At 69.0% G+C, this 16,520-nt stretch carries 12 protein-coding genes and 1 pseudogene; 1 reads left to right on the top strand and 12 read right to left on the bottom strand.

Annotation, left to right across the window (positions count from 1 at the left end):
* Positions 1–153: 153 nt before the first annotated feature.
* Positions 154–873, top strand: a complete 720-nt coding sequence (locus C1706_RS01715) for an alpha/beta fold hydrolase (RefSeq protein WP_129457466.1) — start codon at positions 154–156, stop codon at positions 871–873.
* On the opposite strand, the pseudogene C1706_RS01720 reads toward C1706_RS01715, so the two are convergent.
* The 12 genes and pseudogenes from C1706_RS01720 to coaBC all read right to left on the bottom strand — a co-directional run.
* A pseudogene (locus C1706_RS01720) lies at positions 858–1,790 on the bottom strand (class I SAM-dependent methyltransferase); the annotation flags it as partial. The gene C1706_RS01715 and the pseudogene C1706_RS01720 overlap by 16 nt on opposite strands.
* On the bottom strand, positions 1,775–3,253 hold the full coding sequence (locus tag C1706_RS01725; protein WP_129457467.1) for an ABC transporter substrate-binding protein: 1,479 nt from the start codon (positions 3,251–3,253) through the stop codon (positions 1,775–1,777). The gene C1706_RS01725 and the pseudogene C1706_RS01720, both read right to left, overlap by 16 nt.
* On the bottom strand, positions 3,246–3,974 hold the full coding sequence (locus C1706_RS01730; RefSeq protein WP_129457468.1) for an HAD family hydrolase: 729 nt from the start codon (positions 3,972–3,974) through the stop codon (positions 3,246–3,248). The genes C1706_RS01725 and C1706_RS01730 overlap by 8 nt, the downstream gene beginning before the upstream one ends.
* Positions 3,964–7,449, bottom strand: a complete 3,486-nt coding sequence (gene metH / locus C1706_RS01735) for a methionine synthase (protein ID WP_129457469.1) — start codon at positions 7,447–7,449, stop codon at positions 3,964–3,966. Before metH ends, C1706_RS01730 begins: the two co-directional genes overlap by 11 nt.
* A 71-nt stretch (positions 7,450–7,520) precedes the next feature.
* On the bottom strand, positions 7,521–8,306 hold the full coding sequence (locus C1706_RS01740) for a PAC2 family protein (RefSeq protein ID WP_129457470.1): 786 nt from the start codon (positions 8,304–8,306) through the stop codon (positions 7,521–7,523).
* Between the two features lie 52 nt (positions 8,307–8,358).
* Entirely contained in the window at positions 8,359–9,027 is a 669-nt protein-coding gene (locus C1706_RS01745) for a lysophospholipid acyltransferase family protein (RefSeq protein ID WP_164987383.1), read from the bottom strand.
* 95 nt (positions 9,028–9,122) lie between these two features.
* Complete coding sequence (gene rpe, locus C1706_RS01750) at positions 9,123–9,791, bottom strand: ribulose-phosphate 3-epimerase (protein ID WP_129457472.1); 669 nt, start codon at positions 9,789–9,791, stop codon at positions 9,123–9,125.
* 10 nt (positions 9,792–9,801) lie between these two features.
* Positions 9,802–11,160, bottom strand: a complete 1,359-nt coding sequence (locus tag C1706_RS01755; protein WP_129457473.1) for an RsmB/NOP family class I SAM-dependent RNA methyltransferase — start codon at positions 11,158–11,160, stop codon at positions 9,802–9,804.
* Positions 11,160–12,074 carry a methionyl-tRNA formyltransferase gene (fmt, locus tag C1706_RS01760; protein ID WP_129457474.1) on the bottom strand — a complete coding sequence of 305 codons (915 nt, stop codon included), beginning with the start codon at positions 12,072–12,074 and terminating at the stop codon, positions 11,160–11,162. The genes C1706_RS01755 and fmt overlap by 1 nt, the downstream gene beginning before the upstream one ends.
* 18 nt (positions 12,075–12,092) lie before the next feature.
* Positions 12,093–14,051, bottom strand: coding sequence for a primosomal protein N' (locus tag C1706_RS01765; protein ID WP_129457475.1), 1,959 nt, complete (start codon positions 14,049–14,051; stop codon positions 12,093–12,095).
* 40 nt (positions 14,052–14,091) lie between these two features.
* Positions 14,092–15,282: a methionine adenosyltransferase gene (metK, locus tag C1706_RS01770; protein WP_129457476.1), complete on the bottom strand. Its 1,191-nt coding sequence runs from the start codon at positions 15,280–15,282 to the stop codon at positions 14,092–14,094.
* Complete coding sequence (gene coaBC / locus C1706_RS01775) at positions 15,279–16,511, bottom strand: bifunctional phosphopantothenoylcysteine decarboxylase/phosphopantothenate--cysteine ligase CoaBC (protein WP_206660925.1); 1,233 nt, start codon at positions 16,509–16,511, stop codon at positions 15,279–15,281. The genes metK and coaBC overlap by 4 nt, the downstream gene beginning before the upstream one ends.
* Between the last annotated feature and the right edge of the window lie 9 nt (positions 16,512–16,520).

Here is a 16,520-nt window from a genome sequence, read left to right on the forward strand (position 1 = left end):
CGATGATTTCCTGCGGGTCGGGTTCCACAACGTCGCAAGATACCTCGCTAGTTGATGGGGAAACAGTCCCCTGAAGAGGGACTCATTTGCCAACCTGACGAGGGGTTTCGCGCTCGGGACTCGTGACGAAGGCAGACATGCCAAGCTGAGAGCATGTTCGTCGCGACGTATGGTCGGCCGACAGCACCCGCCGTCCTGCTGCTCCATGGGGCGGGTATCGCCGGGTGGATGTGGGCGCCCGTCGTCGCTACCCTCGCGACCCGCTGCCACGTCATCGTCCCGGATCTTCTTGGTCACGGCGCCAGCGCCCACGAACCCTTCACCGGGCTGGATGACACTGTCGAGGAGCTCGCCGCGCTTCTGCCTGGCGCCACGGACGTCGTCGGATTCTCATGGGGCGGCCAGGTCGCCTTGTCACTCGCCGCCAAGCACCCGGCTCAGGCCCGCTCGGTGAGCGTCATCAGTTCACTCGTCCGACCGTTGCGAGGCGCCGCGCTCCTAGACCCCCTCGTCAAAGCGACACTCCCCCTGGCTCGGCAGCGCTGGTTCGCGCACCTTCAAGGGGTCAGCATGGGCGTCCCCACATCCATGATGCAGGACTACATCGAGAGTTCCCTCACCGTCGATCCCAGCGCGCTGACGGGCGTCCTGGCGGCCAACAACCGCTACGCTCTCCCCGAGACGTGGTCGGACTACCGGGGGCGGGTCATGGTGGCCTACGGCAGTGCCGAACCACGGAGCGTGCGGACCTCCAGCACCGCGCTGCACCTCAGCGCACCACAGTCACAACTGGTTGAGGTGCTCGGCGCCCACCACGACATCCCGTTCCGGATCCCCGAGTGGCTCGCCGACCGGATTCATTCCCCAGCCTGAGCCGCCTGCTCGGCGGTCTGCACCCACGGTGGGCGAGGCCCGTGATAGTCGATCCCGTACGCGCCAGGGGCCGGACGCCGCCGCTTGCGGGGCGCCACCGCACCGGGAGCCAGCCGCCTGACGAACAGCAAAAAGCCGGTGTGCCCGCTTGTGGAATGCCCTGGGCGAATCGCGAGCCCCTCCGCGTGCCAGTCGCGCGCGGTGTACTCGCGCATCACCGGCTCAGTGAACCCGCCATGCGTGCGTAGCATGTCGGCGGTGCGACCCAACTGCGTCGTGGTGGCGACGTAGCAGCACAACACCCCACCTGGCACCAGCCGCTGTGCGACGGCGTCCACGCAATCCCAGGGCGCCAGCATGTCCAAGATGACACGGTCGACCTCTTCGGGGCCGATCGCTTCGGCCAGATCACCCAGCCGCACCTGCCACCCGGCAGGTTCCTCCCCGTAGAAGGCGCGGACGTTGCGCCGCGCCACATCGGCGAACTCCGAACGCCGCTCGTAGCTGAACAACTGCCCCGTGGGGCCGATCGCACGCAGCAAGGCAATCGAGAGAGCCCCCGACCCCACACCCGCCTCAAGGACGCGGGCACCCGGGAAGATGTCGGCCTGCATCAGGATCTGCGCGGCGTCCTTGGGGTAGATCACCGCCGCTTCGCGCGGCATCGACACCATGATGTCGTGCATCAAGGGGCGAAACACCAAGAACTGGTCGCCCCCCACCGACGTGGCGACTGCCCCCTCCGGTCCGCCGATCAGGTCGTCGTGCCGGATCCCACCCTTGGTGGTGTGGAACATGCCCCCAGCGCGAAGCACGACCGAATGGCGGCGTCCCTTCGCGTCGCTGAAGGTGACCCGCTCGCCTTCACGCAGGGGTCCGGTCGAGATGGGTGAGGTAGCGGTCACGCGCGCAGGCTCCAAAGTCCGAGTTGCCAGGCAGGCCCAAACGGCTGCCCCTGAAGGGTGACGCCGGGGCCGAGCAGCATGGTCTCGGCGGCCAGCGACTGCGGCAAGACGGTGAGGTCCGCCGCGGCTTGTTGTTGAATCTCCGCGAGCAGGGCCAGCCTGGTCGCCGCATCTGAGGTGGAACGGGCGTTGCGGACCAGGTCAGCCACCTTCGCTTGGGATCCCGGCAGCGGGTCGTCGACGTAGGGCTGAAGCCAGCCCAACGCGGTGTTCACCCAGGCGGGCCGGTCCGTGAGGATCAGATCGGCATTCATGTTGTCGGGCTGCAGCAGAACAGAAACCCCGGCACTCTCCTCCAGCCGGTCACGCAGAAGGCCCGCAAGGTCACGCTCCCCCGGCGCCGCGGAGGTGAAACCGAGCGTCAGGCGTAGCCGCTGGGCGCCGATGTCGGGGATCTGAGCGGTTCCCCCGGCCGGGAACGAAGCGACCGATCCGGTCACCTGGGGCGGGATGATCGATGCCGCGCTGCGGTCTGCTTGCAGCGCCGCCGCCACGGCGGCACGCACCTCGCTGTTGTCCCGGTAGGGGGCCGCAGGGTTGACGATGACGCGCTGCAACCGCACCTGCGGGAGCGGCACCTTGGTGAAGCCGGAGCGCGTCACTCCGCCGCCCTCGGCCATCTCCGCAGACAACCGTTCCAGGGCGGCCGCATTGAGGCTGCGCCACACCACATCCGTCGTGCCCGCGGTCACGCTCTTCTCGGCGGCGGCACTGTCGGGTGCGAACGCAAGTTTGATCTCGTCCAGCACCCCCGTGAGTGCACCCTTGTAGCGCGGGAACCGCTCAAAGACGAGGTGATCGGACGCCGTCGTGACAAGCGCGTAGGGGCCCGATCCGACTGCCTGGGCGTCATTGGGCCGCACGGCGTCGGGATCGTAGATTTCCTCGTCGACGATGCTCGCGGCCGGGGTCGCCAGCGCGTACCCGAACTGGGTGTCGGCGTACTTCAGATCGAACCGGACGGTGTGGTCGTCGACCACCTCCACCCGCTCCAGGCTGTCGAAGAGCTGGATCGAACTGCTGGGCACGTTGAGCCGGTAGGCGCGCTCGATACTGAACTTCACATCGGACGCCGTCAAGGCGTGCCCGTTCTGGAAGGTCAACCCCACCGGAAGCTGGCACTCATAGCTCGTCGCGGACGTGTAGAGGCAGTCGGTGGCCAGGTCGGGTTTCAAGTCCGCCTGGTCGGGATGGACGACCATGAGCCGGCTGAACGTGTTGAGCGCGACGATCGCGTCGGCGGACGTCGTTGCGGCTGCCGGATCGTAGGTGCCCGGCACCTCCGTGGTGGTGACGGTGAAGGGGCGCTTGACCGACGGCGTCGGGCTGGGCGGCCCCGGATCCGCAGGGGCCCCGGTGCAACCCGCGAGCGTGAGTGCCAGAACCGATGCGACCGCTATCCAGGCCTTATGCATGCCTCGCCTCCCGCCACAGTTTCGTCACAGACTCCCAGGTGAGCCCTTCCAGCGTCGGGATCAGTATCCGCCGCGGTCCGGGCTGGATGTCTTGCTCGAACGGAATCCCCAGCGTCGGCATCCCTGCGTTCTGTGCCGACAACGTTCCAGGAATCGAGTCCTCCAGCACGAGGCAGTCCAGCGGTGCGACGCCCAACGCTGACGCCGCGCTCAGGTATGGTTCGGGGTCCGGTTTGCCGCGAGTCACCTGATCCCCGCCGATGATGACGGCGAACGACCCCTCAGGCAGTGTGTCAACGACCTGCCGCAGCACCGAGGTGAACGACATGGACACCAGGGCGCACGGGACGCCGACCCGACGTGCGGTCGCGAGGAGATCAGCCGCCCCCGGCCTTAGTGCGACGCCGGAGGCCACCATGTCGTCCAACGCGTACGCGTTGAGGATCTCGGCATAGTGGTCCGCGTCGAGATCCTCGCGCCCGGCGATCCTCAGGAGCGTGCGTGCGCTGTCAGCCAGGGCCAGGCCGACGAGGCTGCGAGCCGTCGCCTCATCGATCGGTGGACCGCCCAGTTCGGCGACCAGTCGTGACTCTGCTGCATGCCACGACGGCTCGGAGTCGACGAGCGTCCCGTCGAAATCCCACAACAGCGCGGCAGGACCCCGCACGGTGGCGGCCGGCCCCGAGGGGGTCACAGCGTCGCGATCGTCCTCAGCGGGCATTGAAGTACTTGGCCTCCGGGTGATGGACGATGAGCGCGTCCGTGGATTGCTCAGGATGCAACTGCAACTCCTCGCTGAGCGTCACCCCGATCCGCTCAGGCTCGAGCAGTGCCACCAGCTTGGCACGATCGGCCAACTCGGGGCAGGCGGGATAACCAAAGCTGTACCGCGATCCGCGGTAGGCCTGGTCACGGATCATGGCGTCCACGTCGGCGTCGCCCCCCAGCCGGAGATCCTCGCGGACGCGGGCATGCCACATCTCCGCGAGCGCCTCGGTGAGTTGGACGGACAGTCCGTGCAGTTCGAGGTAATCGCGATAGGCGTTGCCTTCGAACAACACCGCCGTCTCCTGAGCGATCCGCGACCCCATCGTGACGAGCTGGAACGCGATGACGTCGGGCCCCAGTTCGGCCGCCTCCTCCTCGTCGCGGAAGAAGTCGGCCAGGCACAGCCGACGATCCCGCGTCTGCCGGGGGAACGTGAACCGCTGAATCTCCCGCTGGGGATCGGCGGGATCACCGACGATCAGGGTGTTGCCGACCGCATGAACGGGCCAATAACCGTAGGTGACGGCGAACTCGGCCAGCCCCTCGGTGGCGATCCGGTCCAGCCATGAGCGCAACCGCGGGATGCCCTCCGACTCGACTAGATCGTCATAGCTGGCCCCGCCACGTGTGCCCCGCAGCCCCCACTGCCCCATGAAGGTGGCCCGGTGATCGAGCCAGGCGGCGACGTCGGCGAGCGGGATGCCCTTGACGACCCGGCTCCCCCACCACGGCGGCGTGGGAACGTCCACGCGCCGGGCCACATCGGAGCGGGTCGTGTCATAGAGCGCCGCCTCGTCCTCCTCGGTGCGCGTCTTGGCTGTGACCCGACGCTCCCGCGGCGCGGGCAACGCCTCCGCGTTCCCGTGCTTGACGGCCATGACGGCGTCCATCAACGAGAGCCCTTCGAACGCGTCGCGCGCGTAGCGGACCTCGCCATCGAACATCCCGTTGAGATCCTGCTCGACGTACGCGCGGGTCAGCGCCGCGCCTCCCAACAGGACCGGGGTGTGGATCAGGCCGCGCTTGTTCAGTTCGGCGAGGTTGTCGCGCATGACGACCGTCGACTTCACCAGCAGCCCCGACATGCCGATCGCGTCCGCGTTGTGGGCGATCGCCGCCTCGATGATGCTGCCCACCGGCTGCTTGATGCCCAGATTGACCACCGTGTAGCCGTTGTTGGTGAGGATGATGTCGACCAGGTTCTTGCCGATGTCGTGGACGTCGCCCTTGACGGTCGCCAAGACGATGGTGCCCTTGCCGACGTCACCGTCTGCTTTCTCCATGTGGGGCTCCAGGTGCGCCACCGACTTCTTCATGACCTCCGCTGAGGCCAGCACGAAGGGAAGCTGCATCTGGCCCGAGCCGAACAGTTCGCCGACGGTCTTCATCCCCGCCAGCAGATCGTCGTTGACGATGTCGAGGGCGGGCTTGTGGGTGAGCGCCTCGTCGAGGTCTGCGGCCAGGCCCTTGTCGTCGGCGTCCACGATGCGGCGCTGCAGACGCTTTCCCAGCGGCAGGGCCGCCAACTCGGCAGCCCGCGCCTCCTTGGTGCTGGTGGTGGTCACTCCTTCGAACAGTTCCAGGAACCGGGCGAGCGGATCGTAGTCGCCACTGCGTCGGTCATAGACCAGGTCGAGGGCGACGTCGCGCTGCTCCTCGGGGATGCGCGCCATCGGCACGATCTTGGACGGATGCACGATCGCCGAACAGAGGCCCGCTTCGGCGCACTCGTGGAGGAACACCGAGTTCAGCACCATGCGCGCGGCAGGGTTGAGCCCAAAGCTGACGTTCGAGACACCCAGCGTCGTTTGCACCTGCGGGTGAGACGTCATGATCGTCTTGATCGCCTCGATGGTCTCGATGGCGTCGCGCCGGGTCTCCTCTTGGCCGGTGCCGATCGGGAAGGTGAGGCAGTCGACGATGATGTCGGACTCCTTCATGCCCCACGTGCCGGTCAACTCGGCGATGAGCCGCTCGGCGACCCGCACCTTCCACTCCGCGGTGCGCGCTTGGCCCTCCTCGTCGATGGTCAGCGCCACGACGGCGGCGCCGTGCTCCTTCACCAGCGGCATGATGCGCTGGAACCGGGAGTCGGGGCCGTCCCCATCCTCGAAGTTCACCGAGTTGATCACGCACCGGCCCGCGAGCGATTCCAGCCCAGCCTGGATCACCGGCGGCTCCGTCGAGTCCAGCACCACCGGAAGGGTCACGGCCGTGTTGATGCGTGACGCCAGGGCGTGCATGTCCGCCACCCCATCGCGGCCCACATAGTCCACGCACAGGTCCAGCAGGTGTGCTCCCTCACGTGACTGGGCCTTGGCGATGTCGAGGCAGGCCTCCCAATCCCCGGCAAGCATGGCTTCCCGGAACGCCTTGGAACCGTTGGCGTTGGTGCGCTCACCGATACTCAGGTAGGAGGTGTCCTGACGCAGGGGCGTCTCGGAGTACAAGCTGGACACGGTCGCACCCCCGGACCCGGTGGTCGGTACCTGACGCGGGGGAACAGCGCGGCCGCGGACGGCCTCGGCGAGTTGGCGAATGTGCTCCGGCGTCGTACCACAGCACCCGCCCACGACCGCGAGCCCGAACTCGGCGACGTACCCCGACAGCGCCTCGGTGAACCCTTCGGGGCCCAAGGGATACCGGGCCCCGTCGGCGGTCAGTTCCGGCAGGCCCGCGTTCGGCATGCAACCCACGCCGATCCGGGCGTAGCGACTCAGGTGCCGCAAGTGTTCGCTCATCTCCGCCGGGCCCGTGGAGCAGTTCAGCCCCAGCACGTCGATACCGAGCGGCTCCAGCGCCGCCAACGCCGCACCGATCTCCGAGCCCAAGAGCATGGTGCCGTTGGTCTCGATGGACACATTGACCAAGACGGGCACGTCCCGCCCTACCTCGGTCATGGCGCGGCGCGCCCCCTGCACCGCAGCCTTCACCTGGAGCAGGTCTTGGCAGGTCTCGATCTGGACGGCGTCGATGCCGCCGCGCAGCATGGCCGACACCTGGGTGGCGTACGCGTCACGAAGGGCAGTGAAGGGGATGTGACCCAGGCTCGGCAGCTTGGTGCCTGGCCCCACCGAGCCCAGCACCCAGCGGGGACGCTCGGGGGTCGCGGCGGCGTCGGCGGCACGCCGGGCGATCTCCGCGCCGGCCTGAGCCAGTTCAGCGATCCGCTCGGGGATGTCGTACTCCCCCAGAGCCGACAGGTTCGCACCGAACGTGTTCGTCTCGACGGCGTCCGCACCCGCCTCAAAGTAGGCCGCATGGATGGCCTCGACCACGTCAGGTCGGGTCACGTTCAAGATCTCGTTGCAGCCCTCCAGACCAGCGAAGTCGTCGAGGTCCAGGTCGAAGCCTTGCAGCATCGTGCCCATACCGCCGTCGGTGACGATGACGCGTTGGTTCAAAACAGAGCGCAAGTCAAGGGGCACCCCGCAAGGATAGGTGATGCGCCTGCAGTGGCTGGCGACTGCCCGGCGGGCGGGCCAGCGGAGGGGTCGGGTCAGCGTTCGCGACGCCGCAGGTACCGCTCGAACTGCTGAGCGATCTCCTCGCCCGTGGCCTCGGCCGTGTCATAGCGGGATTCGAGCTCGCGCACATACGCCATGATGTCGTCGTCGTCGGCCACCAACTCGTCGACGCGTTCCTCCCACACGGCGGCCGCGTCGAGAAGGTCACCCCGTTCAATGCTCTCTCCCAGGAACTCCTCCAGCCTGCTCAGCAGGGCGAGGGTGGCCTTCGGGTTCGGCGGGTCAGAAACATAGTGCGGCACCGAGGCCCACAGCGACGTCACATTGAACCCCGCGTCGGCGCACGCCGAGGCGAGCACCCCGACGATCCCCGTCGGACCGGTGTAGTCCGTGCCGTCCTCGGACACAGGAACCGTCCGGCTGTGGGGGGCATCGGCGAGCATGGCGCCCATCGCGATGATGCGCTCCGGCTTGATCGAGCGAAACGCCGAAACCAGCGCCGCGCAGAAGGCGCGCCAGCGAAAGCTCGGCTCCGGGCCGTTGACCAAGACCACGTCACGCTCGCTCAAGTGAGCGACCAGCACCTCGGTGGTCGCCCATTGGACGGTGCGTTCACCGTTGCCTTCGCGCACCAAGACGGGACGATTCTCGATCAGGTCGTAGTAGTCGTCGGCGTCCAAGGCGAAGGCATAGTCGGTGTCGCACACCTCGCTGAGGTGATCGATCACACCCGTGGCGGCGTCACCTGCGTCGTTCCATCCACTGAACGTGAACACGACGACAGGATGCCGAAGATCGGTGAGACGGACAGCAGCCATGCCCGCGAGTCTAGCCAGCCGTCCCGAGCCCCCCACCGCCCACGAGGGCGGCTCAGACGGCACGGGGAACGCGGGCGTGCAGCTTGTCGTCCCACACGTCCGCGGGCGCCGCCTCCCCTCGCAACTGCTCCACCAACGCCGTGACGGCGGCCATGATCCGATCGGTCGCCACGCGGAGAACCTCGGGGTCGTTGCTGCGGTCATAGAGGTCGGACAGATCCACCGGTGGCCCACTCAACACGGCGATGGTGCGCTTGGGGCGTAACCGGGGGAACCGCAGCTTGCGCCCCGGCATGATCTCGTGCGTGCCCCAGTGCGCCACAGGAATGACAGGAACCCGCGTCGCCAACGCCATCCGTGCCACACCGGTGCGTCCGCGCTGAGGCCACAGATCGGGATCATGGGTGCGGCCACCCTCGGGATAGATCGCGACGACCTCCCCTGCGGCCAACGCAGCCATCGCGGGCACCAGCGCATCCTTGGCGCGGTCGGTGCCCCGCTCGATCGGGATTTGCTTGCACAACCGCGCCAGCCTTCCCAGGCCTGGGATGCGCCACAGTTCGGCCTTGCCCATGTAGCGGGGCCAGCGCCCCGACCAGATGAGGTAGCGACCCACGACCGGGACGTCGAGGTAACTGACGTGATTCGACACGATGAGCGCACCCCCGGTCGCAGGCAGCGACGCGGCATCGTCCCACTCCTCGTGCGAGATCGCGCGCATCAGGGCACCCGCGAACCGGGCAAGCCTGCCGTACGCCGGATGCTCCCCCGGTGGCGGCGGCGTACGGAGTGGCTCCGCGCTGCGCCCGCGAGCCGTCAGTGCCGACATGGCACCTCAGGCCGCTCGCGCAAACCCCGCACGACCGCGTCCGGATCCTCCGCCCGGAAGACGGCCGATCCGGCCACGAACACGGTGGCCCCGGCGTCCAGGCATTGATCGATGGTGGACTCCGACACCCCGCCATCGACCTGAATCCAAATGTCAGCGCCAGAACGCTCGACGATCTCGCGCGTGCGACGAATCTTGGGCAGCATCTCGGTGAGGAAGCTCTGGCCGCCGAACCCCGGGTCCACCGTCATGATCAGCACCATGTCGAACTCGGTGATGATGTCGGCCAGCGGCTCAATGGGGGTCTGCGGACGCAACCCCAGCGACGCCTTCGCCCCCAGGCCGCGGATCGTGCGAGCCGTCCGGATCGGCGCGGCCGAAGCCTCCAGGTGGAAGGTCACCGACTCGCAGCCGATCTCCGCATAGCCGGGGGCGTACCGGTCCGCGTCCGTAATCATCAGGTGGACGTCCAGGAACCGGTCGGGATGGTTCGCCCGGATGCTCTCCACCACCGGCAGGCCAATGGTGAGATTCGGGACGAAGTGGTTGTCCATCACGTCAAGGTGGATGCCGTCGGCGCTCGGGATCCGTCGGATCTCGTCGTCGAGGCTGGCCAGGTTGGCGTTCAGAATGCTCGGGTGGATGCGGTGTGGCACCTGCCCGACTCTACCGGCGACGCCCCCGCGGTTCGTCGTTCAGCCGCAGTAACGCACAGAACATCGCATCGGTTCCGTGGCGGTGAGGCCACAGTTGCACAAAGTCGCCGCGCTCGGCGTCCGGGACCCCGAGCAGCGCCGGGGCATCCAGGACGCTCACGTCGTCACGCCCGGCCAGCACCGCCTGAACCACCTCGGTGGTTTCGCGCCGATGCGGCGAGCAGGTGACGTAGGCGACCACCCCACCCGGCGCGGCGCTGTCCAGGGCCGCTGCCAGCAGGTCGCGTTGCAGGGGGACGAGCGCGTCGAGGTCGGCCAGGGTGCGGCGCCACCGGGCCTCTGGACGCCTGCGCAAAGCCCCCAGGCCGGTGCAGGGAACGTCGGCCATGACCCGAGCGAACGTTCCCGAAGGCCACGCCGGAGCGGTCCCGTCCGCGGCGATCACGACGGGGGCATGCTCGCCGCTGTAAACCCCGAGGGCGCGAGCGACGAGGGCCGCGCGGTGCGGCTGCTTCTCGGATGCGAGCAGGCGGGTGCCCGCGCCCATGGCCAGCCCCGCCAGCAGCGCGGCCTTGCCACCCGGCCCCGCGCACAGATCCAGCCACGGTCCCCGCGGTGCTGGGGGCCGCGTCAACGCCGCGACCATGAGTTGGCTTCCCTCGTCCTGAACGCCGGCCCGCCCTTGCGCGACGGCCTCCACGTCAGCCGGGTTGCCTGCACGGCGCGCACCCCAAGGCGAGTAGGGGGTCGGTTCGCCGCCGAGTTCGTTCCGCTGCGCCAATCCCGGGCGGACCACCAGCGAGGTGAGCGGCGCCACATTGTTCGCGGCCAGGGCCACCTCTGCTTCGTCCCCGAGCAGGTCGCGGTAGGCCTCGGCGATCCATCGCGGATGGTGCGTCCGCACCGCCATGGCGCCCACCGCGTCCTGGGAGCGCGCCAACTCGGCCAGCCACGCGTCCATATCCTGGGCGGCGACCTTTCGGAGGACCGCGTTGGTGAGCCCGGCCACCTTCTCCCCCACCTCCGCTGCGGCCAGGTCGACCGTCGCGCCGACGGCGGCATGCAGGGGTACGCGCATGGAGAGCAGTTGATGGGCGCCCAAACGCAGCACCTCAGCCAGCGCCGGATCCAGGTTTCGTCGACCCGACGCCGAGGCCACGATCGCGTCATAGGTGCCCGCAAGTCGGCTGGTTCCCGCGACCAACTCGGTGACGAACGCCGCATCGCGCGGCTCCAGGTGCGCCCCTTCGAGCGCGTGGGCGAGTTCCAGGTTGGCGTAGGCGCCCTCCTCGGCCACGGCCCGCAGCACCCGCAAGGCGATCCGGCGCGGACGGTCAGGGCGGCGTCGCCGCAGCGTTCGATTCGGCATCAGATCAGCCGGGGAGTCACGTCGCGCAGGCCACGGCTCCAGTCGGGTGCAGCCATCGCCTTCTTGCCTGGCGCTTGCACGGTGAGGAGTTCCAGCGTGCCATCTCCCGTCCCTGCCAGGACGCGGCGCTTCTCCACGCGCAGTTCTCCCGGAGCCAGTCCGTCGGCCTTCGCCGGACGAGCCAGGAGAACCTTCAACCGTTCCCCGTCCAGGGTGGTCCAGGCGATGGGGGCGGGGTTGGCGCCGCGGATGAGCCGATCCAGCACGACGGCGGGGGCCGTCCAATCCAGTCGGACATCAGCCGCCTCCACCTTGGGTGCCAGCGTCACGCCGCGCTCGGGCTGGGCGACCGGCTCCAGGTCGGGCAGACGATCCAGAGTGCTCAAGAGCAGGTCGGCGCCGCTGGCCGCGAGGGCGTCGAGTACCTCGCCGGAGGTGTCGATCCCGGTCAGCGGCAGCGTGACCTGGTCGAAGACGGGACCGGCGTCCAGTTCGCGGACCAGCCGAAATGTGGTGGCGCCCGTCTGGGCATCACCGGCCATGATGGCGCGCTGCACGGGCGCGGCGCCTCGCCAGCGTGGCAGCAAAGAGAAGTGGAGGTTGATCCAGCCGAACCGGGGAATATCGAGCACGCGTTGGGGAATCAACGCGCCGTAGGCGACCACGGGGCACGCATCGGGAGAAAGCCGGGTCAAGGCGTCGACGAAGTCTTCGTCGCGAGGGTGGGCCGGAGTCAGGACGGGGAGACCCTGTTCGGACGCGAAGGCGGCCACATCGCTGGGCGTCGGACGTTTGCTGCGTCCGCGTGGCGCGTCGGGGCGGGTCACCACCGCGACGACCTCATGCGAGGACGCAAGCAGCGCCTTCAAGGCTGGAAGGGCAACCGACGGCGTGCCGGCGAAAACAAGACGCACGGCTCCCACCCTAGGCGATCAGCCGATGACCTGCGGATCGACCCGGAGACGCATCGCGCCGGGCGCCTTGCGGGCCGAACGCTCCGCGAGCAGGGCCTTCATCCCCGTCACGAGTTCGGCCCCGCGTTCAGGGGGACAGCGGACGGTCAGCCGCCACACGTCGTCCTCCACCGGGATCGGACCAAAGTGCTCGGCCCCTGCCACCTGACGCCAGGCCGCCTCAGCATCTTCCAATGCTCCCGGGGGCCCTTCCAGGAGGACCAGCCGAGCGGCGGGCGGAAAATGGGCTTGCTCGCGCTCGTGGAGTTCCCGCGCTGCCGCCCCGGGGGCATCGAGCCGGACGAGAGCCTGAACGGCCCGGTCCCCCGGCTCCCCGACGATCACGACGGTCCCTCCGCGCTCACCGGGCAGCACGAGCGCGGACGCATCGAGCCAGCGCCGCAGCGCCTCCTCCCCGGCCCGCAGGTCGGGTCGGGCCAGCAAAACCCCCGCGTCCATCAGGACCGCGGCCGCATAGCCGGCCTCCGGACGCGGCTCAGCCCCCGGTGTCGCCAATACGAGCGCGGGCTCAGCGCCGACGGCCCCCACCAGGTGCCCCGACCACGACTGCACCACCGGCGTGTGCGGGAAAGCGCGCCCGAGTTCCTCTGCCGTACGCGCGACCCCCACCTGCGGTGCCCGCAGGCGAGTGTCACCGCAGTGCGGGCAGCGCCAAGCGCCGGGGAGCGGGCCACACGACGCACACGTCAGCGTGAGCCCTTGAGGGCCCCGTTCGCCGCGCAACGGCAGCCCGCACCGGGGACACTCAGCCACAGCGCGACAGGTGTGGCAGCTCAGCCGTGGGGCGTATCCCGCCCGCGGCACCTGAACCAGGACCGGGCCCGACGCCAAACCGGTGCGCAGAGCGGCGAACACGTCATGCGGGAGGCGAGCGCCACGGGCGTGCGGATCGCGCTCGAGGGCGCGGTCGGTGTCGGTGGAGGCCCGCACCGCGGGGCCCAGTCGCCGGACCTCCCGCGAAGGCAGATCCAGGGGCACCATCCAGCCACGCGCCGCCAGCGCGGCCACCTCTGCGGTGCGTCCGTATCCGGCCAACAGCAGCGCTGCGCCCTCGCGCGGGGCGCGCAGCGCCGCGACTTCCCGGGCGTGCGGGTAGGGTGCGCGCGGTTCGGCGTAGGCGTCGTTGCCCTCATCCCACACTGCGATGAGGCCCAGGTCGCGGACCGGAGCGAAGACCGCCCCCCGGGTGCCGATGACGCAGCGGGTGTCACCACGCGAGACGGCCAAGAAGTTGCGGTAGCGGGCTGCGGGGCCCAGATCGGCCGTGAGCGTGACGAAGGATCCCTCACCGAACCGCTGCGTCGCACGCGCCGCCAACCAGGCGACCGCGTCCGCGTCGGGAACCATGAGGATGACGCCCCGGCCACCGGCCATCGTCGCCGAGGCGGCATCGAGCAGGCCTGCGGCCCAGTCGCCCACGGGCGAGAAGACCGGCACGGGCGACCACGCCGCCCGCACGCCCTCGCCCGCCGTGAGGGCGGCCAGGAATCGTTCACCGCCGGGGTAACCGGGAAGGACCTGCGGTGGCTGGCTCGTGTCCGGATCAGGACGCTCGGGTCGCGCGGCGGCCTCGGAGGTGGCGTGACGCGGCGGGATCGCCAGCCGAACCACATCGGAGAACGTTCCGCCCCAATGGTCGGCCACCGCGCGCACCAGCCCCGCCACCGGCGGGGTGAGGACCACCTCGGGTGAGGACACCCGCTCCAACGGCGCGGGCTTGGCCACCTCGGTGACGTGATCCACGGCGAGGATGTACCCGTCACGCAGCTTGCCCGCGAACCGGACCCGGACGCGGGAGCCCACGGCAGCGCTGTCGGCCTGGGCCGGGGTCACGAGATAGTCGAAAACCCGATCCAAGTGCGGCAGCGGAACATCCACCGCGACGTGCGCGATGAGCGGCGCGTCGGGGGTCGTCATGGCCTCGATCCTAGAAGGCGGCCCCGACAGCGCGGCGCCCTCAGCCGCGGACGGCCGCCGCGAGCGCGTCGGCTCGATCCGTGCGCTCCCACGTCATCACGGGCAACTCGCGGCCAAAGTGGCCGTAGTTCGTGATCTGGGAGTAGATGGGACGCAGCAGATCCAGGTCCCGGATGATCGCGGCGGGGCGCAGATCGAACACGGACAAGACCGCGTCGTTGATCTGGTTCAGCGGCACCTTCTCGGTCCCGAAGCATTCGGTGTAGAAGCCGACTGGATGGGCGCGCCCGATGGCGTAGGCCACCTGGACCTCGCAGCGATCGGCCAGGCCCGCAGCGACGACGTTCTTGGCAACCCAGCGCATCGCGTAGGCAGCCGACCGATCGACCTTGGAGGGATCCTTGCCCGAGAAGGCGCCGCCGCCGTGACGGGCCATGCCGCCGTAGGTGTCGACGATGATCTTGCGGCCAGTCACCCCGGCGTCCCCCATCGGGCCACCGATCACGAACTTGCCGGTCGGGTTGACGAACGTCTTGTGCCCGGTCGAATCGATGTCGTAGCGAGCCAGGACCGGATCGATCACCAAACGCGCGATGGCATCGCTGATCACGCCGTCGTTCCATGCGGCTTCGGTGTGCTGAGTCGAGACGACCACCGTGTCGACGCGCACCGGCATGTCCCCGTCGTACTCGACCGTGACCTGGGTCTTTCCATCGGGGAGCACCCAATCGAGTTCCCCGGTGCGGCGCACCTGCGCCAACCGTTCCGAGAGCCGATGGGCGATGTCGATGGGCAACGGCATGAGCGTGGGGGTGTCGGTGCAGGCGTAACCAAACATCAGCCCCTGATCCCCGGCACCTTGGCGATCCAGTGCGTCCCCCACCCCGCTCTCGCGGACCTCTTCGGCCAGATCGACGCCTTGAGCGATGTCGGGGCTTTGGTTGCCCAGCGACACCAGCACGCCGCAGCTCTTGCCGTCGAAGGACGCCCCGGCGTGGTCGTAGCCGATCGACAAGATCCGCTCGCGAGCGATCCCGGAGATATCCGCGTACGCCTCCGTGGAGACCTCGCCAGCGACGACGACGGTGCCGGTGGTCACCAGCGTCTCTACCGCGACGCGGCTGTGGACGTCTTGGGCCAGCAGCGCATCGAGTACGGCGTCACTGACCGAGTCGGCGACCTTGTCCGGATGTCCCTCGGTGACGGACTCCGAGGTGAACAGACGACTCACGAATCCTCCTGTGTTCGGATGGCCACGACAGCGTCCCAGATGCGGTGGGCGACCAGCGCCTTGTCCCCGCTGGCGGTCGCCACGACGCCATCGTGATCGATGATGGTGATGGTGTTGTCGGGGTGGCCAAACACGGCCCCACCCGACACGTTATTGAGGACGAGCAGATCGCATCCCTTGCGCTCCAGCTTGGCGCGCCCCAGCGCCAGCAGGTGGGCCTCATCATCGGCGGTTTCGGCGGCAAAGCCGACGATGACCTGACCGGGGGCCTTTCTGCGGCGGGCGGCCAGCGTCGCCAAGACGTCGGTGGTCTGCACCAGGTGCAGATCCAAGCCGTCGCTGCCGTCCTTCTTGATCTTGTGCATGGCGGTCGCATCGGGGGTGAAGTCGGCTGCCGCGACGGCCATGACGATGACGTCGGCGTCCGGCGCTCGCTGCACCATCGCCTCCGCAAGGTCGGCTGTGGAACTCACCTCGACCACCTCGACCCCAGCGGGAGGCTCCTCAGACAGGTGGGCGGAGACCAAGGTGACATCAGCCCCGCGCAGCGCGGCAGCGCGGGCCAGCGCGATGCCCTGGCGCCCGCTGCTCGCATTGCCCAGGAAACGAACCGGATCCAGCGCCTCCCGTGTCCCGCCAGCGCTGACGATGACCCGCTGGCCCAGAAGGTCACGAGCCTGCACCGCCGCCACTGCGGGCGCATCCTGCAGCAGGGACTGCGCCACCGCGACGATGTCGGCGGGCTCGGGGAGGCGTCCGGGCCCAGAATCGGCCCCGGTGAGGCGTCCGCTCGCGGGATCCATCACGACGGCTCCCCGCTCACGCAGGGTCGCGACGTTGGCGACCGTGGCGGGATGCTGCCACATCTCGGTGTGCATGGCGGGCACGAACACCACCGGGCAGCGCGCGGTCAACAAGACATTGGTCAGGAGATCGTCCGCGCGGCCAGTCGCCGCCCGGGCGAGCAGATCCGCCGTGGCGGGTGCTACCAGGACGAGATCGGCCTCGTGCCCGATCCGGACATGAGGCACCTCGTGAACGTCAGCGAAGACACCGGTCGACACCGGGTGCCCCGACAACGCGGCCCAGGTGGCCTCCCCCACGAACGCCAACGCGTTCGCGGTGGGGACCACCGTGACATCATGTCCAGCCGTGCGCAGGCGACGCACCACCTCGCACGCCTTGTAGGCGGCAATGCCGCCCGCGACGCCCAAGACGATGCGTTGCACGACGTCGGC

Origin of the sequence: Propioniciclava flava (genome assembly GCF_004126535.1) — a bacterium.
GTDB lineage: Bacteria > Actinomycetota > Actinomycetes > Propionibacteriales > Propionibacteriaceae > Propioniciclava > Propioniciclava flava.

Coding starts and splice junctions, on each gene's coding strand:
- C1706_RS01745 (WP_164987383.1), bottom strand. CDS start 9,027: ATGCGCGCGATCTCGCACGAGGAGTGGGACGATGCCGCGTCGCTGCCT.
- C1706_RS01715 (WP_129457466.1), top strand. CDS start 154: ATGTTCGTCGCGACGTATGGTCGGCCGACAGCACCCGCCGTCCTGCTG.
- C1706_RS01725 (WP_129457467.1), bottom strand. CDS start 3,253: ATGCATAAGGCCTGGATAGCGGTCGCATCGGTTCTGGCACTCACGCTC.
- C1706_RS01755 (WP_129457473.1), bottom strand. CDS start 11,160: ATGCCGAATCGAACGCTGCGGCGACGCCGCCCTGACCGTCCGCGCCGG.
- C1706_RS01765 (WP_129457475.1), bottom strand. CDS start 14,051: ATGACGACCCCCGACGCGCCGCTCATCGCGCACGTCGCGGTGGATGTT.
- C1706_RS01730 (WP_129457468.1), bottom strand. CDS start 3,974: ATGCCCGCTGAGGACGATCGCGACGCTGTGACCCCCTCGGGGCCGGCC.
- C1706_RS01740 (WP_129457470.1), bottom strand. CDS start 8,306: ATGGCTGCTGTCCGTCTCACCGATCTTCGGCATCCTGTCGTCGTGTTC.